General features: G+C 42.7%; 15 protein-coding genes and 2 pseudogenes. 10 read left to right on the top strand and 7 right to left on the bottom strand.

Annotation, left to right across the window (positions count from 1 at the left end; all coding sequences use genetic code 11):
* Positions 1-145: 145 nt before the first annotated feature.
* The 3 genes from HMPREF1532_RS06320 (at position 146) to HMPREF1532_RS06310 (ending at position 2,885) form a co-directional block, all read left to right on the top strand.
* Entirely contained in the window at positions 146-1,123 is a 978-nt protein-coding gene (locus HMPREF1532_RS06320) for an ROK family protein (RefSeq protein ID WP_005926469.1), read from the top strand.
* A gap of 292 nt (positions 1,124-1,415) precedes the next feature.
* Positions 1,416-2,039 (top strand): hypothetical protein, encoded by a 624-nt coding sequence (locus HMPREF1532_RS06315; protein ID WP_005926466.1) that lies wholly within the window; start codon positions 1,416-1,418, stop codon positions 2,037-2,039.
* Between the two features lie 27 nt (positions 2,040-2,066).
* The gene (locus tag HMPREF1532_RS06310; protein ID WP_005926463.1) at positions 2,067-2,885 is read left to right on the top strand and encodes a hypothetical protein; all 819 of its coding nucleotides are present in this window, start codon (positions 2,067-2,069) and stop codon (positions 2,883-2,885) included.
* A 102-nt stretch (positions 2,886-2,987) separates the two neighbouring features.
* Here HMPREF1532_RS06310 and rplS read toward each other — a convergent pair whose 3' ends face one another.
* Positions 2,988-3,341, bottom strand: coding sequence for a 50S ribosomal protein L19 (gene rplS, locus HMPREF1532_RS06305; protein WP_005926460.1), 354 nt, complete (start codon positions 3,339-3,341; stop codon positions 2,988-2,990).
* Between the two features lie 155 nt (positions 3,342-3,496).
* Here rplS and HMPREF1532_RS06300 point away from each other — a divergent pair, with 155 nt between their 5' ends.
* From HMPREF1532_RS06300 to HMPREF1532_RS06290, 3 genes are read left to right on the top strand one after another with little or no spacing between them, the layout of a single operon-like run.
* On the top strand, positions 3,497-4,264 hold the full coding sequence (locus HMPREF1532_RS06300) for a 5'-nucleotidase C-terminal domain-containing protein (protein WP_005926457.1): 768 nt from the start codon (positions 3,497-3,499) through the stop codon (positions 4,262-4,264).
* 33 nt (positions 4,265-4,297) lie between these two features.
* The gene (locus HMPREF1532_RS06295) at positions 4,298-5,134 is read left to right on the top strand and encodes a bifunctional metallophosphatase/5'-nucleotidase (RefSeq protein ID WP_005926454.1); all 837 of its coding nucleotides are present in this window, start codon (positions 4,298-4,300) and stop codon (positions 5,132-5,134) included.
* 48 nt (positions 5,135-5,182) lie between these two features.
* Positions 5,183-8,182, top strand: coding sequence for a serine hydrolase domain-containing protein (locus HMPREF1532_RS06290; RefSeq protein WP_005926451.1), 3,000 nt, complete (start codon positions 5,183-5,185; stop codon positions 8,180-8,182).
* A gap of 135 nt (positions 8,183-8,317) precedes the next feature.
* Here the strand turns inward: HMPREF1532_RS06290 and HMPREF1532_RS06285 are convergent, their stop codons facing one another.
* On the bottom strand, positions 8,318-8,947 hold the full coding sequence (locus HMPREF1532_RS06285; protein WP_005926448.1) for a porin family protein: 630 nt from the start codon (positions 8,945-8,947) through the stop codon (positions 8,318-8,320).
* 20 nt (positions 8,948-8,967) lie between these two features.
* Entirely contained in the window at positions 8,968-9,600 is a 633-nt protein-coding gene (locus HMPREF1532_RS06280) for a DUF4136 domain-containing protein (protein ID WP_005926445.1), read from the bottom strand.
* Positions 9,601-9,778: 178 nt separating this feature from the next.
* On the opposite strand from HMPREF1532_RS06280, the gene HMPREF1532_RS06275 reads away from it, so the two are divergent.
* Entirely contained in the window at positions 9,779-11,077 is a 1,299-nt protein-coding gene (locus tag HMPREF1532_RS06275; RefSeq protein ID WP_005926442.1) for a S28 family serine protease, read from the top strand.
* A 231-nt stretch (positions 11,078-11,308) separates the two neighbouring features.
* On the opposite strand, the gene HMPREF1532_RS06270 is transcribed toward HMPREF1532_RS06275, so the two are convergent.
* The 4 genes and pseudogenes from HMPREF1532_RS06270 to HMPREF1532_RS06260 form a co-directional block, all read right to left on the bottom strand.
* A complete protein-coding gene (locus tag HMPREF1532_RS06270; RefSeq protein WP_007478866.1) occupies positions 11,309-11,659 on the bottom strand; it encodes a MarR family winged helix-turn-helix transcriptional regulator in 351 nt (116 codons plus the stop codon).
* Between the two features lie 8 nt (positions 11,660-11,667).
* Positions 11,668-12,390 (bottom strand): annotated as a pseudogene (locus HMPREF1532_RS22015) (DsrE/DsrF/DrsH-like family protein); the annotation flags it as partial.
* An 83-nt stretch (positions 12,391-12,473) separates the two neighbouring features.
* Positions 12,474-14,142, bottom strand: a pseudogene (locus tag HMPREF1532_RS06265) (FAD-dependent oxidoreductase); the annotation flags it as partial.
* 172 nt (positions 14,143-14,314) lie between these two features.
* A complete protein-coding gene (locus tag HMPREF1532_RS06260) occupies positions 14,315-15,643 on the bottom strand; it encodes an aspartate kinase (RefSeq protein ID WP_005926433.1) in 1,329 nt (442 codons plus the stop codon).
* Positions 15,644-15,918: 275 nt separating this feature from the next.
* Here HMPREF1532_RS06260 and HMPREF1532_RS06255 point away from each other — a divergent pair, with 275 nt between their 5' ends.
* The 3 genes from HMPREF1532_RS06255 to kdpA all read left to right on the top strand — a co-directional run bounded on the left by HMPREF1532_RS06255 (position 15,919) and on the right by kdpA (position 19,474).
* Positions 15,919-17,265, top strand: a complete 1,347-nt coding sequence (locus tag HMPREF1532_RS06255) for a sigma-54-dependent transcriptional regulator (RefSeq protein ID WP_005926430.1) — start codon at positions 15,919-15,921, stop codon at positions 17,263-17,265.
* A gap of 397 nt (positions 17,266-17,662) precedes the next feature.
* Positions 17,663-17,743, top strand: coding sequence for a K(+)-transporting ATPase subunit F (gene kdpF, locus HMPREF1532_RS22010; protein WP_122282111.1), 81 nt, complete (start codon positions 17,663-17,665; stop codon positions 17,741-17,743).
* 24 nt (positions 17,744-17,767) lie between these two features.
* The gene (kdpA, locus tag HMPREF1532_RS06250) at positions 17,768-19,474 is read left to right on the top strand and encodes a potassium-transporting ATPase subunit KdpA (RefSeq protein ID WP_005926428.1); all 1,707 of its coding nucleotides are present in this window, start codon (positions 17,768-17,770) and stop codon (positions 19,472-19,474) included.

Here is a 19,474-nt window from a genome sequence, read left to right as displayed (position 1 = left end):
AATTTCTTCTATTAGACGCACGGAAGATACGAAAAGTTGCAAACAGAGTGAAGTTTTTTAAAAAAACATTTTGTAGACTCAATCTTCTTTACGTAATTTGTGTGCAATAAATTATTAATAAGCTAACCCTTTTAAACGAACTATCATGAATTCAAACATGGAAAAACCCTACGTAGTAGGTATTGACATAGGCGGAACAAACTCTGTCTTTGGTATTGTAGATGCACGCGGTACTATTATTGCAAGCGGCTCTGTAAAAACTCAGGCTTATGAAACAGTAGAAGAATATGTAGATGAAGTATGTAAAAATCTTCTTCCTCTTATCATCTCACAAGGTGGCGTTGAAAAAATAAAAGGTATCGGTATCGGTGCTCCTAACGGAAACTATTATAGCGGAACAATCGAATTCGCTCCTAACTTGCCTTGGAAAGGTATTATTCCTTTGGCTGCCATGTTTGAAGAACGTCTTGGCATTCCTACGGCTTTGACTAATGATGCCAATGCGGCCGGTGTAGGTGAAATGACCTATGGCGCTGCGCGTGGTATGAAGGATTTTATCATGATTACATTGGGCACAGGTGTCGGTAGCGGTATTGTTATTAACGGACAGATGGTTTATGGTCACGATGGTTTTGCCGGTGAGTTGGGCCATGTGATTGTTCGTCGCGGTACGGGACGTATGTGCGGTTGCGGACGTAAAGGTTGTCTGGAGACGTATTGCTCGGCTACAGGTGTAGCCCGTACGGCTCGTGAATTCTTGGCTGCACGCACGGATGCCAGCCTTTTGCGTAATATTCCTGCAGAAAACATTACTTCAAAAGATGTATATGATGCAGCAGTGCAGGGTGATAAATTGGCACAGGAAATTTTTGAGTTCACAGGTACTATACTTGGTGAGGCTTTGGCAGATTTCATTGCATTCTCCAGTCCGGAGGCAATTGTGTTGTTCGGTGGTCTTGCAAAATCGGGTGATTATATCATGAAACCGATCCATAAAGCAATGGAAGATAATTTGCTTAATATCTATAAAGGTAAAACCAAGCTATTGGTTTCCGAATTAAAAGATTCTGATGCTGCTGTGCTGGGTGCCAGTGCATTGGCTTGGGAGTTGAAAGACTTGTAATCTTTTTAAGAGTCTACTTCATTATTATATAAAGGTAATAAAGCCCCGGGCGAACATTTGTTTGTCCGGGGCTTTTGCATGTTGCCATTTTGTATGTATGGACTTTATGATGTATTTGTCTTTTTAGGTAATAAAAACACCCTTTGGGGTGACAGGTCAGTGTTTGCTTATATGCTATCTTTGCAATATCCTATTTTAAAATAAATTAATGATATTATCAATGCTTTAATAGGATATAAAGCATTTGTTTAGAGCTTGATAAGATCTTTGTTTAATCTGATAATTGTAAATTATGAAAGCAGTTAATTATTTGTTGATGCTGGCAGGTTTCTACCTACTGGTATCTTGTGGAGATGGTAAAGTATCTGATCGGGTAATAGAAGATACTGGAAATGCACTTTTAACTTTGGGAGGTACCGCACCGGATCAAGCCGCGTATAAAGCAGCCTATCTTCCGATAGGGGATGTAACTTTCGATGAATCGGCTACCATTAAATACGGATCTGTGGGAGAGCGCAATCTGAAAATGGAACAGTTTTTAGCTTTGCAGGAAGCAGGTTTGATTACTGTGGAGCAGAGGGAACGGGTAGGAGCGATTTATCGTATCATTGTCGGCTTGACTCCAGAAGGTGAAAAATACCTGAAAGGCACACCTTTAAAGCAGGGAAGCGTGGCGTTTGTTGCGATGAGAGGAGCCAATGAGAAGGTGGGCAAGGTGATTACCAAGGAGTATGTCGGGGAAAATAAAGGATATGCTCACTATACAGTTGTTCTCACCAACATCACTCCATTTGGCAAAATCTTGGAAAATTTTAAAGAGGGAGATATAGCGATAGAAAATGAAACCATGGAACTGATAAAGGATAAAGAGGGCAAATGGAAGCCTTACACAGTGCTGGATTATATGGCGAAGTAATATTATTAACATTATAAAGAAGTAAAAATGAAAAAGTTGTTTTATTTGTTTGCGCTTGTATATGCTTGTGTATCATTGGTTTCGTGTGAAGAAGAGGATAATGCGATCAAGCTGACAATCAACACATCGGTATACGATGTAGTGAAAGATTTGAAAGATGCGAAAGGCGATCTGTATTTCACGGATGAGTTGTCCGACGGTCTCCGGATTCGTGTTTCTTTTCTGGTTGTGAAGCAGGCAGGCAATGACGTCTCTATTGTTGCGAACGATAGCCGTTATCTCTCTAATATAAGTGCTATTGCTTCGTATACGACAGAAGAATTGGAACCGGGTGATTATAGTGTGATCGTTACGAGTGATTTTGTAAAGGGAAATATTGAATATAACCAGGTCTCGATCAACAAACAGTATAAGGGCCTGTCGGTTGAGTGTCTGCAAAGTGCAGGAGTCTATAATGCTTTCGGTACAGCTTATATGAGTGATATCGTGATGGATAGCAAAAAAGAAATAACGCTTAATACAGTGCGAAAAGGCGGTTTGGTTACTTTCCTGCTTAAAAATACGGACAAGATGACCGATGATTCATATACTTTGACTATGGAAAAGTTTACTTATACGGCTTATGGGAAATTTGGTGACGATTTTAGCTACAGAACAGAAGCGATGCAACACAAGTGGACTGCCGGCATGACAGCTGTTCAGCATTATTGTGCTGCTACCGGAGCGGTAATAGACCCCATGACGTTGGGTTGGCAAGGCGATACTTATAAAATAAAATTGGGCAATGGAAAAGATGTGGTCCTTGAATTGGACTTCGCAACTGGAACAATAACCGCGAAGCCATAATTGTAATGCTAACATTCATTATCTTGTAATATTGGAAAATAAAAAAGAGAAAATTCCTTACGGAACTTTCTCTTTTTTATCTCGAATTGGAGATTATCGGAATTAACCGTTAACTCTTTTTTCTTTGATTCTGGCTTTCTTACCGGTAAGTGCACGCAAATAATACAATTTAGCGCGACGAACTTTACCTACCTTGTTCACTTCGATGCTGTCGATAGCCGGTGATTCGATCGGGAAAATTCTTTCTACACCTACTGTTCCAGACATTTTGCGTACTGTAAAACGCTTCTTGTCACCGTGACCAGCAATTTTGATAACAACACCACGGTACAACTGTACACGTTCTTTGTTACCCTCGATGATACGATATGCTACGGTTACTGTGTCACCTGCTTTGAAGTTCGGATGCTGTTTACCGGTAGCAAATGCTTCTTCTGCAATTTTAATTAAATCCATTGTTGTTATTATTAAATTGTTTTATCGTTACAACGCAACATATCAGGCAACTCTCTCCTAACAGCGATTGCGCGAAAGCGGTGCAAAGTAACGAATTTTTTGGCACACTACCAACATTTTTATCTATATTTGTAGAACGATTAAAAAAACAGTATATGAAACAAACTTATGCAAAGCTCTTTTCGGGAGTGGCCCTAACAGGGCTTCTGATGCTTGCTTCCTGCCAGTCACCTTATAAACTGGCAAGAATTGATGGAAGCATGATTACAATTGATTCAATATGGGACGTACATCCAGATACGGACGCTGTGGCGTTGTTGGCTCCGTATAAGGCTTCGGTAGATAGCGTGATGTACCGGGTGGTAGGTACGAGTGAGATGACGATGGACAAAGGGGCGCCGGAGAGTTTGTTATCCAATCTGGTGGCGGATGTGTTGAGAGAAGCTGCCGTACAGGTATTGGGTAAGCCTGCCGATATGGGATTGATGAATATGGGCGGGTTACGTAATATACTTTCGGAAGGTGAAATCACTTGTGGAAACATTTATGAAATATTGCCTTTCGAAAACTCCCTTTGTGTCGTGACAGTGAAAGGGAGTGTCTTGAAGGAACTGTTTGCATCCATTGCTGCCTGCCGAGGTGAGGGAGTAAGTGGGGTTCGCCTGGATATTACTAAAGACGGTGAACTGCTGAACGGTACTATCGGAGGAAAACCGGTGGATGATAACAAGCTGTACACGATAGCTACCATCGATTACTTGGCCGATGGAAATGACGGAATGAACCCATTGGTGAAAGCCGAGAACAGAGAGTGTCCTCCCGGAGCTACTTTACGTGGACTGTTCATGGATTATGTGGAGCAGCAGACAAAGGCCGGAAAGAAGATTACTTCTCGTATGGAAGGAAGAATTACAGTAAAATGATCATGAATAACGAATTTACAAAATAACCAGATAATGAAAAGGTATCAATTATCAATAACCATATTCTTTCTGCTATGTGCGCTTCTTCCGGGATTTGCACAGCAGACAAAAACACTTACATTGTTGCAAACCAGTGATACCCATAGCCGCATCGAGCCGATCGATGTACACGCTGCCGACAAATATGCCGGCATGGGTGGTTTTGTGCGTCGGGCTGCCCTGTTGGATCAGTTCCGTGAAAATAATCCCGATGTTTTAGTGTTCGACTGCGGAGACTTCTCGCAAGGTACACCCTATTACAACCTTTTTAAGGGAGAGGTGGAAATTAAAATGTTGAACCTGATGAAGTACGATGCAGCCACTATCGGTAATCATGAGTTCGATTTTGGTTTGGAAAACATGGCGCGTTTGTTTAAAATGGCTGATTTTCCAATCGTTTGTGCCAATTATGGCATGGAGGGTACTGTGCTCGAAGGTCTTGTGAAGCCGTACGTTATATTGGAACGTGACGGGTTGAAAATAGGAGTATTCGGGCTTGGTGCAAAAATGGAGGGGCTCGTACAGGCCGATAAGTGCGAAGGCGTAGTGTTCAAAGATCCCGTACCGGTGGCGAATGAGGTGGCTGTGAAGTTGAAAGACGTGGAAGGGTGTGATGCTGTAGTTTGTTTGTCGCATCTTGGAATAAAAGAAGATGAGATGCTGGTACATCAAACACGAAATATCGATGTCGTACTTGGCGGCCATTCCCATACTTTTATGCAGGAGCCGGTCTTTTTCCAAAATCTGGACGGTGAATCAATCCCTGTATCGCATACGGGTAAGAATGGCATTTTTGTCGGGAAAATAGATTTGACATTTGAACGGGAATAAGGGAACGGATGCTAAACTGATAATTTGCCAATCATATATTTAGATGAGATGAAGAAATACCTGATACCTCTACTGCTTTTTTGCTTCGGTGAGTTTTTGTACGGTCAGACAAATGTACATCCTCTTCTTCTTTATAAAGCAGAACAAGATCCGCATTGCCGGCAATGGGTGGATTCGGTGATGAACCGGCTCAGCTTGAAAGAGAAGGTAGGGCAACTGTTTATTTATACCATTGCTCCGGTAGATACCAAGGCCAATCAGGCACTGTTGCGCGAAGCGGTGGATACTTATAAAGTAGGCGGTCTTTTATTTTCCGGTGGAAAAATGCAAACACAAGCTATCCTCACCAATCAGGCGCAACGTATGGCACGTCTTCCGTTGATGATTACTTTTGACGGGGAATGGGGATTGTCGATGCGCCTTCGCGGTACTCCGCTTTTTCCGCGCAATATGGTATTGGGATGTATACAGGATAATCAGTTGATTTATGAGTATGGCCGTGAAATGGCTCGTCAATGCTGTGAGCTTGGTGTACAGGTCAATTTTGCCCCTGTGGCGGATGTGAATATCAATCCGCAAAATCCGGTTATCAATAATCGTTCTTTTGGTGAGGACCCTGTGCGTGTGTCGGATAAAGTGATTGCTTATGCCAGTGGTTTGGAAAGTGGACGTGTTCTTTCTGTTTGTAAGCATTTTCCGGGACATGGAGATACGGATGTGGATTCTCATAAGGCATTGCCTGTCTTGCCTTTTACGCGTGAACGCTTGGATAGCGTGGAACTGTATCCGTTTAAAGAAGCGATACGGGCCGGGTTGAGCGGTATGATGGTAGGGCATCTCCAAGTGCCTGTTATCGAGCCTTTGAGTGGGTTGCCTTCATCCCTTTCGCGTAATGTGGTATATGGCTTATTGACGGAAGAATTAGCTTTTAGAGGGTTGATTTTTACAGATGCGCTTGCAATGAAAGGCGTTTCGGGTAATGCCGATCTTTGTTTGCAGGCTTTGAAGGCAGGGAATGATATGGTTCTCGCTCCGAGAAACTTGAAAGCAGAAGTACCGGCCGTGATCGGAGCGGTAGAGCGTGGTGAATTTTCGCGTGAGGAATTGGATCGTAAATGCCGGAAAGTACTTACTTATAAATATGCCCTTGGACTTAGCCGAAAACCGAATATACAGCTTTCCGGTTTGGGAACCCGGATCAACACACCTCAGACGCGTGATCTGATCCGCCGCTTGAATCTGGCTGCCATAACTGTTTTGAATAATAAAGAACACATCCTGCCGCTTCATGCTGATAAAGAAATGCCGCCTATGGCTCTGCTGGAAGTGGGCGATGCCGGAGAGACGGATGCACTTGCCGGCAGGTTGGGAAAATATACGTCACTGGTGCGTTTCCGTCTTCGTAAAGGGATGACAGAAGCGCAGGAAAGGGTTTTGAGAGACTCGCTTTCCGGTTATCGCCGTGTTATTGTTGCGGTAAGCGAACAACGGCTGGCTCCTTTTCAGAACTTTTTTGCCGGATTGGCTACTGATAAAAAAAATCCCCCGACGGTTTATCTTTTCTTTACTCCCGGAAAGATGATGTTGCAGATACATCGTGCTGTTTCGACGGCACAAGCCGTTGTATTGGCACATTCTACGGGGCAGGATGTACAACGGCAGGTAGCCGATATCCTTTTTGCCCGTGCTTCGGCAGACGGCCGGCTTTCTGCCAGTCTTGGCGGATTATTTGCTACGGGAGCCGGGGTGACGATTACTCCGCATACCCCTCCTCATTTTAAACCGGAAGAATACGGCATGTCTTCTGTAATGCTCGATCGTATTGATTCCATTGCCCGGATGGGAATAAAAGCAGGAGCTTATCCCGGTTGTCAGATTGTGGTGATGAAAGAGGGGCAGATTTTGTATGACCGCTGTTTTGGTACTCATGCAGGAAAAGGTAGTGCGCCGGTACATTCGGCCGATGTGTATGACATTGCTTCACTTTCAAAAACAACCGGAACATTGTTAGCTTTGATGAAGCTCTATGATAAGGGACGTTTTAATTTATCGGATAAGCTCTCCGATTATTTACCGTGGTTACAGGGAACCGATAAAAAGGACATAACTATTCGTGAAATACTCTTGCACCAATCCGGATTACCTGCCGGAATCGTTCTTTATCCCGAAGCTATTGATAAAGAGAGTTATAAAGGACGTCTGTTTTCTGCACGGCGGGATGCACTGCATCCATTGCGCTTGGGGGCTACTACATGGGCGAATCCTAATTTCCGTTTTTTGCAGGGAATGACTTCCAAAGTTCGTACTTCCGAATGCAGTTTGCAGATTAGTGACAGCTTATGGCTTAATAAGTCTTTCGTACAGGTTTTACAGGAAAAGATATCGGAGATACCGTTGAAAACCAAACAATACCGTTACAGTGATATCGGCTTTATCCTTTTGCGTTTTTTGGTGGACCGGTTGGCGGATATGCCGATGGATGAATATTTAGCGAAAGAGTTTTATGCGCCAATGGGATTGGAACGTACGTTGTATCTTCCTTTGCGCCGTCTTCCGAAGTCAGAGATTATTCCCTCGGCCAATGACCGGTTTTTGCGAAAAAGTGTACTGCAGGGGTTTGTTCATGATGAGTGTGCCGCATTTCAGGGAGGAGTCGGCGGTAATGCCGGATTATTTTCTAATGCCCGTGAAATAGCTCGTATTTATCAGATGCTTTTGAATGAAGGAGAATTGGATGGGCATCGTTATTTGAGCCGCGAAACCTGTAAGTTGTTTACTACCGAGGTCTCTAAAATCAGCCGTCGCGGGCTCGGTTTTGATAAGCCGGATATGAAAACTCCTGATAAAAGTCCTTGTACAAAATCTGCACCGGCCTCTGTATATGGGCATACCGGTTTTACAGGTACTTGTGCCTGGGTCGATCCGGATAATGAACTGATCTATGTTTTTTTAAGTAATCGTACCTATCCTGATGCAACAAATCGCAAATTAATGGAGTTGGATATTCGTCCTCGAATACAGGAAGTACTTTATAAGGCGATGAAGTAGACAAATAAGTGGTGGTTCGTGATAAGAGATTAGTGATAAGCAATTAGTGATAAAGTGATAAGTGATTAGTGGGCTGCGCGATGATGCTGCAGGGTACTAATCACTTATCACTAATTACTAATCATTTATCACTATTTAGAACGACAATCCGATACGGAAACCGAAGTTGTTCAGTTTGTCCACATTGTAAGTCAATACGTTGTCGGCTTTGTTGGTGCTATAGCTATAATACAGGGCCAGATGCAATCCCGGACCATAAGCCCATGGGTAAACATTCAAACCGACTTCCGGTGATACGTAGAAACCCCAGTTTTCGTTTCTGGATTCAAAGATGTTATAGTTAGAGCGGACTTTGGCATATTCTGTACCGAGTTTTACACCGGCATAAGGTTGCCATGCTCCACCACGGTTGAACTGATAACGTGCTGCGGCACCGAAAGGCAACTGAAAGATGGTGTGTTGCTGGTCGCTGGTCATGCTACCGCCATTTACCGAAAAGGTTTCACGGCCTACATATTCATGGTTGGTGTGATAGTTTAGGAAGAGGCCTAATCCCAGGTTGGGGGTTACGAAATAACCACCTTCGAAGTTCATACCCCAGCCACTTGCATCATCTGCAAATCCATTGCTTAACGGTACATTAAATTGCCAGTCGATATTCGCATATCCATTATCTGATAATTGTGCCTTTGCCGGCATGGCAAAGACGAGAGCGAGGGCTGCGATGGCCAACACTCTGACGGAAATATATTTTATTGTCTTCATAACGTTTCTAATGTTAGTTGTTATTTGTTAGTAAGATAAGGTGATTGTGTAAATGCCTGGTTAACACCTTTCACAGCGAGTGCTTTGTTCATATTGCTGGAATAAACCAAGCCGGTCATGTAACTTGTCCATAAGATAGGCAGTTTTTCCTTTGGTCCTTCCGGTGCATCCAGATTTACAATTTCCGTGATGAATGAGTTGGTGCTATAACTATAGTTCACTGCGTATGGATAATACCATCCGCCACCCCAGTTGCCCCAGTAGCCTGAGCCCCAGTATCCGGGATAGCCCCACCACCATTCCGGTTGTCCGTAATCGGTGAAGAAATAGGTGCTTTTGATGTAACTTACTTGTATACCCAATTGAGCCTCTTCTTTAGAAGCCGCCATTATGTAACCTCTTTGATCCATATTGCTTTTATAAGCGGCGAGAATTTCTTGTGCAGCTTCTCCTTCCAGATATTCCGGTTCTTCTTTATCGCTGATCACGAGAATTTTGTCCGGCAAGTAGTAAGTGGTGAACTCTTTGAAGTTAGCCTTCTTGTCGTAATTGGTATACACCAAATAATCATTGTCCAATTTGTCCATGTCGGGGTCTTTTTCGCAAGCAGCGAACGCAAAGACCGCCAATAAAATAGGAATTAATCTCTTCATATCTTTTATAATGTTTAGGTTAAATAAAAAAATCCTGCTCTGGTACCTTAGGCTTTTGATAGAAACAACAACTTCTGTTATAAAAGGTTCGCAGAGGTGAATGTTAAAATGTTAAAGTATGGGCCGGATTATCTCCGGAAAGGGGTTATCTTTGTACGAAATTAAAAATCGGATACGTATGAAACAGTTACCTCGCTGCTATGCAGTACTTTGGGTTTTTTCACTTTTGCTTCTGTCCGCCCGTTTATCGGCACAGGCCGGTTTACTGGAAAAAGTGGAAAATATGGCTCTTGTCGATCGTGTGAAACCGTTGGAAACAACTGAATTTGTAGAGAAATACGTTATTTATTTCTCTCAACCTCTGGATCATCGTCATCCGAAAAAGGGTTCGTTTCATCAACGTGTTATTGTGGCACACGTCGGATTCGACCGTCCTACGGTGATCGTTACCGAGGGATATGGAGCCGCTTATGCCATGCGTCCGGGCTATCGTGAGGAGTTATCACGCTTGTTTAATGCAAATATGATATTTGTAGAACATCGCTTTTTTCTGGAGTCTACTCCGGAACCGAGAGACTGGAAGTATCTGACTGCCGAAAATTCTGCCAAAGACCTGCATGCCGTGACTGCTGCATTTAAGACGATGTATCCGGGGAAATGGATAAGCACGGGTATTAGCAAAGGAGGGCAGACTTCCTTATTGTATCGTGCTTTTTTTCCGGACGATGTGGATATTTCGGTTCCTTATGTAGCACCGCTTTGTTATGGCGTGGAAGACGGCAGGCATGAGCCGTTTCTGCAGCAGGTTTCTACGGCCGAAGAGCGGAAAAAGGTCGAAGATTTCCAGTTGGAAGTGTTGAAACGAAAAAGCAGGTTATTACCCCGTTTCGAAACCTATTGCACTGAAAAGAAGTATGTCTTTCGTGCTCCGTTAGATGAAATTTATGATTTTTGTGTGCTGGAGTATTCGTTTGCACTCTGGCAATGGGGGACGGAAGTGAGTAATATCCCTTCCTCTACGGCATCGGACGAAGAGATATTCCGGCATTTGTTGGATGTCAGTGCCCCGTCTTATTTTACTTGCGATAGTCCGAATGTTTCTTTCTTTGTACAAGCGGCCCGTGAATTGGGATACTACGGTTATGATATCGAACCGTTCAGAGAATATCTTTCTATTAAAAGCAGCAAGCATTATTTGCGGAGGTTGATGCTTCCGAAAGAATTACGGCATATGAAATTTCATAAAAAGCTTGGTCGGAAAATAGTGAACTTTCTGAAGGACAATGATCCGAAGATGATATTTATCTACGGGCAAAATGATCCTTGGACAGCCGCCGGTGTGACTTGGCTAAAAGGGAAGAAAAATGTGTCGGTGTTTGTTCAACCCGGTGGAAGCCATTTGGCACGGATCAGCACATTACCGGAGAGCATGAGAATGCATGTGATTTCGCAGATACAAAAGTGGCTGGACGAATAGATGTTTTTTGTTCGTTTTGTTGTATTTTATGAGTCTTTGTCGTGTTCCTCTACGAGGAAGGCGTTGTTCCTCTACGAAAAACGAAGGGAAACTCTACGAGGAACGGTAAGTTCCTCGTAGAGAAAAAGAAGACGTGTCTTAGTATATTGATATACAATGACTTATAAAAATGATGGAATGTGTGCTATTTTTACTGTTTACACTCATGCTTTCAGAGCCAGTTTAAATTATTTATAGAAGAGGTTTGAGCATTTCCGGCACTTCCACTTTTTCGAGGTTAATGGCTTCCAATTGTTTCTCCCCTTTCGGGGTCAAACTGAAATACATTTGTCTTTTATCCGTTTCCCCTAAGGCTCTTTTTATCAATCCCTTTTCTTCCACGGTTCTGATGACTTTAGAAGTGTGGGAAGTTCCCATTTCGGTACGGGCAGACAAATCTGTGGATGTCATCTCCTTTTGGGCTTCCTGCAGGGCACACAGTATCATCGCTTCATTAAGTGATAAACCGTATACTTCTTCAAACTGCGCTTCAAAGCCCGCGAGGGCTTTGTAAATATCGCGCATTATGCATATTGTTTTCATTTATTTTTTTATATAAACAGGTTAATGTTCGCATTGTCGGCGCGTTCCATATACGTAGCTACTCCGCCAATGGTTATTTCATCCAATAATTCTTCTTTTTTCACTCCCATTACGTCCATAGACATTTGACAAGCAATAAATTCCACACCATTCTCCAATGCTTGCCGGCGCAGAGATTCCAGTGAGTCTATGCCTTTGTGCTTCATTATGGACCGCATCATTTTTCCTCCTATGCCTCCCATACTCATTTTGGATAATTTCAACTTTAGTGAACTGGAAGGTAACATCATACCGAACATTTTTCCAAAAATATCCTTTTTTACTTTGGGTTTACTAAGCCGTTTTATAACGTTCAGTCCCCAAAAGGTGAAGAAGATAGTTACCTTTTGCCCGGTTGCTGCTGCACCGTTTGCCAGCACAAAGGTAGCTAATGCTTTATCAAGATCATCGCTAAACATGATAAAAGTTTTGCCTTTACCTTCGCAGGAAGTCACCAGATTACAGGCTTTCGGTTCCTCTTTTTCAATAATCACCACCGATTTTCCACCTGAACTTTCTTTAGAAATCAGCTTGTTCCCAGTGGAATTACACCATGCAGACGCATCACGCGCAAAACCGGGATCAGTGGAAATGACCTCTACCCGTTCGCCGGGAGTGAGTGTATCCATTGTTTTTTTCATTTTCAGGATAGGTCCGGGACACTGCATACCACAGGCATCCACCCGAATGACACGTGCTGATGAATCGGTGTTTGCTGACGGCTGCGGAGAAGGGGTGACGGTAGTAGGAGTTACCTTATTATCAGTATGTTGAATGTCATTTTCTTCGTTCAGAACAATGGGTGCGGTAGCCGCCTTATAAATTTTTAATCCGCCGGAAAGGTTGCGCACTTTATCGTATCCATGCTGAGAAAGTATACGGTAGGCTAAATATCCTCTTAGGCCGACGGCACAGAACACGTATACGGGTTTGTCTTTGGGAATTTCGTCAATGCGGTCACGTATTTCATCCAATGGTATGTTGACTGCGCTTGGCAATGATCCTAAAGAGAATTCATCGGGTGTCCGTACGTCCAATAGAAATTCGTGTTCCAGCCGGATATCGCGCAGATCGCGCCAATAAACAAGCTTCACTTTTTCTGCAATGATATCTTCGGCCACGTAACCTGCAATGGCTACCGGATCTTTGGCCGATGAGAACGGAGGTGCATATGCCTGTTCCACTTGCGTCAGGTCGTAGATGGTGCCTTGATGTTTGATAATAAGTGCAAATTCATCGATACGCTTGTCAACTCCGTCGTAGCCGACAATCTGTGCACCGTATAGTTTACCGCTTTCTTTATCAAACGTGATTTTGATACTCATCTGGGTAGCATCCGGATAATAACCGGCATGTGAAGAAGAATGAGTGGTTGATGAGACGTAGGCTATTTCTGCTTGTCGCAGGCGTTTACCGGGCAATCCGGTGGTCGCTACGGTGAGGTCGAATACTTTGGCAATGGAAGTACCGATAGCTCCTTCATATTTGATTTTTGCTCCTAAAAGATTGTCGGCAACGATACGGCCTTGCCTGTTGGCAGGGCCTGCGAGGTAGTTCAACCAGGGTTTTCCCGTGATCGGATGGTGGTATTCAATGGCATCGCCGATTGCATAGATCGCTTCATCTGAGGTTTGCAGGAAGTCATTTACGGCAATACCGCCGGCTTCTCCGATTGTCAGTCCGGCAGCACGTGCCAATGTCGTTTCCGGACGTACGCCGATGGAGAGTATGACGATATCCGCCTGAATCGATTGCCCGTTTTTGAATATTACTTTCAGTTCTTTTCCTGTTCTCTCAAAGGAGGCGACCGCTTGTTCCAGATATAAATTCACTCCTTTATCCATCAGATGCTGATGTACGAGGGAAGCCATCGAGAAATCGATGGGAGTCATTACCTGATTGGCCATCTCTACGATCGAGACCTTAGCTCCCAACGCATGTAAGTTTTCTGCCATTTCCAGACCGATAAATCCGGCCCCGATAACCACTGCTTTACGAACAGGGTGTTCATGGATATATTTTTTTATCCGGTCCGTATCATAGACATTTCTGAGTGTAAAGATGCCGTCGGAATCGATCCCCGGCAGAGGTGGTCTGACCGGTATTGCACCGGTAGAGATCAATAATTTGTCGTAACTTTCTTCGTATGTATCCTCACTGTTGAGACGTACGGTCACTGTTTTTTTCTTGCGGTCGATAAAGATAACTTCATTTTCTGTACGTACATCCACACGAAAACGTACGGAAAAAGCTTCGGGAGTCTGTACGAATAATTTTTCACGATCGGTTATCACATCTCCGATATAATAAGGTAATCCACAGTTAGCGTAAGAAATATACTTACCTTTTTCAAGGAGAATGATTTCCGATGTTTCGTCCATTCTTCTGATTCGGGCAGCAGTGGTTGCTCCACCTGCTACACCTCCAATGATGATAATTTTCATATTTATTTTAGTTGTAAATAGTTTCCTTTGGAAATAATAACGTTCAATAAATATAAAAAGTTCATGAACTACGGAAAATACTTTCAGCTTTCAGCTCTCGATCCCTAATTTTTAGGTTCTCGGCTTTCAATTCCCAACACTTAACTTTCAACTCTCAATTTTCAACTTTCAACTACACAAGCATTTTATCCTCAAATAAAGAATTGCTGAGAGCTTGTAGCGCTTTTTTCTTATCACTGGTTTTCACAACAACGGATACGTCGTTGTTGGTGCTCCCATAAGAGATCATGCGTAGCGGGATGTCTTTCAATGCCTCCATAATTTTTGCTTCAAATCCGGTATATTGCCATTTCATGTTACCTACGACGGAGATGATGGACATATGATCTTCTACTGTGACGTTTGCATATTTCGATAATTCGCGGATGATGCGTGGCAATGCTTCGTTGTTGTCCGTCGCAATAGAAATATCGGTACTGGAGGAGGTGAGCAGACACAATGATGTCTGGTATCTGGCAAATGTGTCGAAAACCTTACTGGTGAACAGATAAGGGCGCAAGGCATGATTGGATTCGAATTTAAGATAGAATATTGAGTCCTTTGCGGCAATGGCTTTTATAATACGATCGTCTTGGCTTTTGGAAATAAGTGTGCCTTCGGCTTGAGGTTCTATCGAACTGAGCAATCGTACCGGAATGTCTTTTTGACGGGCCGGTGCAATACAAAAAGGATGGAGGATTTTTGCTCCGAAGTATGCCAGACGTTCAGCTTCTTCAAAACTCAGTTTCTTTATGGGAGTGGTATTTTTTACGATACGCGGGTCGTTATTGTGCATACCGTCTATATCAGTCCATATTTGAATTTCTTCAGCATTGATAGCTGCTCCGATGAGTGAAGCGGTGTAGTCGCTTCCACCCCGTTTGAGGTTATCTGTTTCGTTGTAGGCGTTTTTACAGATGAACCCTTGGGTGATAAATAGTGGAATTCCTTTGTATTTCTTTATTAGTTCCGACAAATGTTTTTCAATGTATTCCATATCCGGTTCACCATCGGGGCCTATACGCATAAAGTCGAAAGCGGAAAGGAGTACATTGCTTTTTTTTTGTTCTTTCAAATAAAAGCTCATTAATGCTGTACTGATGAGTTCGCCTTGTGCAACTATTTCTTTTTCATCGGCAACTGTAAATGAATTGCGGGTGAAATTCCAAAGTAAGCGAAAGCGATCCAGAATATAATCTATGGCTTGTCGCTTTATACAATCATCTTTTAATAATTTGTTGGCAAAATCCACAAAATAGAATTCAAGCTTAGTGATTTCGTTGTGAGCCTCGTCTATTTCTCTGTTGAAGATGTACGAAACTATTTTCTCCAGATGGTCTGTGGTGCCTGCTGTGGCGGAGAGTACAACTATTTTAGGATGATCATCACTAATCAGATTTGCTACATTCTTCATTCTTTCTACAGAACCGACAGAGGTTCCACCAAATTTACAGACTTTCATTGTTTCTTGTTTTTTAATACGGTTATTCTTGTTTTTATTTTCATAACCACCTTTTCATTTCAGTTCGTTTTTATCAAAATGAAAAGGAGGGAGAGATGTTTCTTATTTTCGAACTATAATCGAAAAATGCTGTTATAAAGCGGATTATACAATTAGTAGACTCTTCTTTGCTGTGACATCTCAGCTATAAAAAATCAAATGGCATGCCAAAGGTTTGGGTGATAAGATGAAAAGACGTATATTTGCGAATCCTGTTTTTACCGCTCTTTTGAATCATGAGTAAAATTCTTATTATCGATGATGAAGCCCAGATTCGTAGCTTGTTAGCACGAATGATGGAGCTGGAAGGATATGAGGTGTGTCAGGCCGGTGATTGTAAATCGGCATTGAAACAATTGGAACTTCATTCTCCCGATGTGGCTTTGTGTGATGTATTTCTTCCGGATGGAAACGGCGTTGATTTAGTGTTGGCCATTAAAAAAACGGCTCCCAATGTGGAGGTTATTCTTCTCACAGCCCATGGCAATATTCCGGATGGGGTACAGGCTATTAAAAACGGTGCTTTTGATTATATCACAAAAGGGGATGACAATAATAAAATCATCCCTTTAATCAGCCGCGCTGTAGAGAAGGCACGGATGAATGTACGTCTTGAGAAACTGGAAAAGAAGGTGGGACAGATGTATTCGTTTGATTCTATTTTGGGCGATTCTAAGGCGTTGAAAGCGGCTGTACAGTTGGCTCAAAAGGTATCTGTGACTGATGTCCCGGTGTTATTGACCGGTGAGACGGGGACCGGTAAGGAGGTGTTTGCACAAGCTATTCATTATAATAGTAAACGTGGAAAACAGAATTTTGTAGCTGTCAATTGTTCCTCATTTAGTAAGGAACTGCTGGAGAGTGAAATGTTCGGTCATAGAGCCGGTTCTTTTACCGGGGCATTGAAAGATAAGAAAGGGCTTTTTGAAGAAGCCAATAATGGTACTATTTTTCTGGATGAGATTGGAGAAATGGCTTTTGAATTGCAGGCGAAATTACTCCGTATTCTTGAAACCGGTGAATATATAAAGATAGGAGATACCAAACCGACTCGGGTGGATGTGCGTATTATTGCCGCTACTAATCGTAATCTGCCGGAAGAAATAGTAGCCGGACGTTTTAGGGAGGATTTATTCTATCGTCTTTCTGTTTTTGAGATACATCTTCCACCATTGCGTGAACGTAGTGGCGATATTAAAATCTTGGCGGAGGCATTTGTCCGTAAATTCTCAGAGAAACTTTCTTATTCGGTGACGAAAATGTCTCCGGAATTTCTTGTTGCGCTTAGCCAACAATGCTGGAAAGGAAATATTCGTGAATTACGGAATGTGATTGAACGTAGTTTGATAGTATGTGACGGAGAATGCTTGGATGTATGCGATCTGCCTCTTGAAATACAAAACAGTCATTATGAACGGTCGGATGAAGCGGCCGCTCCGGGAAGTTTCGAACTGGCAGCGATGGAACGGCGGCATATTGCCCGTGTATTGGAGTATACCAAGGGAAATAAAACCGAAACTGCCCGTTTATTGAAGATCGGGCTTACCACATTATACCGTAAAATTGAAGAATATAAACTTTGATGAATGATGCATTGATAGGGTGTGATACTGTTATACCTTTTTAATTAATCCGATATATATCCGTTAGGAAAAGTCGATATGGTACAAGTGTGCCGGGGCTTTTCAAAATAGTGTAATCCTTTTCAAAATGGAAGGGTTACACTATTTTTGTGTGTGCCTGTCGTTGAACCTAATTTATTGATATATAATTGATTATGATGTAATCTTCTCTTTTGGCATATATTTGGCATATAGCAAGTCTGGTAAAAACAATTAATAACAATTTAAAAACAAGGTAAAAACATGGGAATAACATTATCATTCATTTTCTGCCTGTTTAGCGGCTTTGCTTGCTTCTGGCTATTTTGGAAATGCGTAGATTGGTTTGAGAATATTTAGAAAGAGGAGAATTAGAGTTATGTATACAATACTATTTGTAATAGGTATCGCAATCTTCGGTTATCTGATGTATGTGCTCATCAGACCCGAAAAGTTTTAAACTACTTTTTATCGTATTAAAGCAATGAATACAGAAATATTAGGTGTGGCTTTGCAAATTGTCCTGATGGTGGTATTGGCCTATCCATTGGGAAAATACATTGCCAGGGTTTATAAGGGAGAGAAGACGTGGTCGGACTTTATGGCTCCCGTGGAGAAATTAATTTATAAGGTATGCGGCATCGATCCGAAGGAGGAAATGAACTGGAAACAGTTTTTAAAGGCATTATTGATTTTGAATGCTTTCTGGTTTTTCTGGGGGATGGTTCTTTTGGTCAGTCAGGGATGGTTACCGTTGAATCCCGATGGAAACGGTCCGCAAACTCCTGATCAGGCATTCAATACTTGCATCAGCTTTATGGTGAACTGTAATTTGCAGCACTATAGTGGCGAAAGCGGATTGACGTACTTCACACAACTATTCGTTATCATGCTCTTCCAGTTTATTACGGCGGCAACCGGTATGGCGGCCATGGCGGGTATGATGAAAGCGATGGCTGCTAAAACGACCAAGACTATCGGTAATTTCTGGCAATTTCTTGTGGTGAGTTGTACCCGTATTTTACTGCCACTTTCTTTAATTGTAGGTTTCATTCTTATTCTACAAGGAACTCCGATGGGATTTGACGGAAAGATGAAAGTTACTACTTTGGAAGGTCAGGAACAGATGGTTTCACAAGGTCCTGCGGCTGCTATTATACCTATCAAGCAATTAGGAACGAATGGGGGTGGCTATTTTGGCGTCAACTCTTCACATCCCTTGGAAAATCCGACTTTCCTCACAAATGCAGTGGAGTGTTGGTCTATTCTGATTATCCCGATGGCAATGGTGTTTGCTTTTGGATTCTACGTAAAACGGAAAAAGTTAGCGTATAGCATATTTGGTGTAATGCTGGTTGCATATTTAATCGGAGTCTTTATTAATGTAAGTCAGGAAATGGGAGGAAATCCCCGTATCGATGAGATGGGAATTTCTCAGGCCGGCGGAGCGATGGAAGGCAAGGAGGTACGTATCGGTGCGGCTTCCGGTGCACTTTGGAGTGTAACGACTACGGTCACATCCAATGGTTCTGTCAACAGTATGCATGATTCTACCATGCCGCTCAGTGGTATGATCGAGATGTTGAATATGCAGATCAATACTTGGTTTGGTGGTGTCGGTGTAGGTTGGATGAATTATTACACTTTTATTATTATAGCAGTGTTTATCAGTGGATTAATGGTAGGGCGTACACCGGAATTTTTAGGAAAGAAAGTAGAGGCCCGCGAAATGAAAATAGCGACCATTGTGGCATTGCTTCATCCGTTTGTGATTTTGGTAGGCACGGCTTTATCCAGCTACCTGTACGCACATCATCCGGAGTTCGTGACGAGTGAAGGCGGCTGGTTGAACAACCCAAGTTTTCATGGATTGAGCGAACAGCTTTACGAGTATACTTCTTCTGCGGCCAACAATGGTTCCGGTTTCGAAGGGCTGGGAGATAATACTTATTTTTGGAATTACTCATGCGGTATAGTACTTATTCTGAGTCGTTTTATTCCGATTGTAGGTCAGGTGGCCATCGCCGGGTTGCTGGCTCAAAAGAAATTCATTCCGGAGAGTGCAGGTACTTTGAAAACGGATACGGCAACTTTTGGTGTTATGACTTTTGCTGTTATTTTCATTGTGGCTGCTTTGTCATTCTTCCCGGTACACGCATTGAGCACGATTGCCGAACATTTTAGCTTATAA

The sequence above is a fragment of the Bacteroides salyersiae WAL 10018 = DSM 18765 = JCM 12988 genome, assembly GCF_000381365.1.
Taxonomy (GTDB): domain Bacteria; phylum Bacteroidota; class Bacteroidia; order Bacteroidales; family Bacteroidaceae; genus Bacteroides; species Bacteroides salyersiae.
Note: the sequence above shows the minus strand (reverse complement) of the source record. Positions and strands in the feature narration are given on the sequence as shown.

Excerpts from the sequence above, each read along its gene's own strand:
- HMPREF1532_RS06255 (WP_005926430.1), top strand. The coding sequence starts at position 15,919 with ATGAGTAAAATTCTTATTATCGATGATGAAGCCCAGATTCGTAGCTTG.
- rplS (WP_005926460.1), bottom strand. The coding sequence starts at position 3,341 with ATGGATTTAATTAAAATTGCAGAAGAAGCATTTGCTACCGGTAAACAG.
- HMPREF1532_RS06280 (WP_005926445.1), bottom strand. The coding sequence starts at position 9,600 with ATGAAGAGATTAATTCCTATTTTATTGGCGGTCTTTGCGTTCGCTGCT.
- HMPREF1532_RS06310 (WP_005926463.1), top strand. The coding sequence starts at position 2,067 with ATGAAAAAGTTGTTTTATTTGTTTGCGCTTGTATATGCTTGTGTATCA.
- HMPREF1532_RS06320 (WP_005926469.1), top strand. The coding sequence starts at position 146 with ATGAATTCAAACATGGAAAAACCCTACGTAGTAGGTATTGACATAGGC.
- HMPREF1532_RS06260 (WP_005926433.1), bottom strand. The coding sequence starts at position 15,643 with ATGAAAGTCTGTAAATTTGGTGGAACCTCTGTCGGTTCTGTAGAAAGA.
- HMPREF1532_RS06315 (WP_005926466.1), top strand. The coding sequence starts at position 1,416 with ATGAAAGCAGTTAATTATTTGTTGATGCTGGCAGGTTTCTACCTACTG.
- HMPREF1532_RS06285 (WP_005926448.1), bottom strand. The coding sequence starts at position 8,947 with ATGAAGACAATAAAATATATTTCCGTCAGAGTGTTGGCCATCGCAGCC.
- kdpA (WP_005926428.1), top strand. The coding sequence starts at position 17,768 with ATGAATACAGAAATATTAGGTGTGGCTTTGCAAATTGTCCTGATGGTG.
- HMPREF1532_RS06275 (WP_005926442.1), top strand. The coding sequence starts at position 9,779 with ATGAAACAGTTACCTCGCTGCTATGCAGTACTTTGGGTTTTTTCACTT.
- HMPREF1532_RS06270 (WP_007478866.1), bottom strand. The coding sequence starts at position 11,659 with ATGAAAACAATATGCATAATGCGCGATATTTACAAAGCCCTCGCGGGC.
- HMPREF1532_RS06300 (WP_005926457.1), top strand. The coding sequence starts at position 3,497 with ATGAAACAAACTTATGCAAAGCTCTTTTCGGGAGTGGCCCTAACAGGG.
- HMPREF1532_RS06290 (WP_005926451.1), top strand. The coding sequence starts at position 5,183 with ATGAAGAAATACCTGATACCTCTACTGCTTTTTTGCTTCGGTGAGTTT.
- kdpF (WP_122282111.1), top strand. The coding sequence starts at position 17,663 with ATGTATACAATACTATTTGTAATAGGTATCGCAATCTTCGGTTATCTG.
- HMPREF1532_RS06295 (WP_005926454.1), top strand. The coding sequence starts at position 4,298 with ATGAAAAGGTATCAATTATCAATAACCATATTCTTTCTGCTATGTGCG.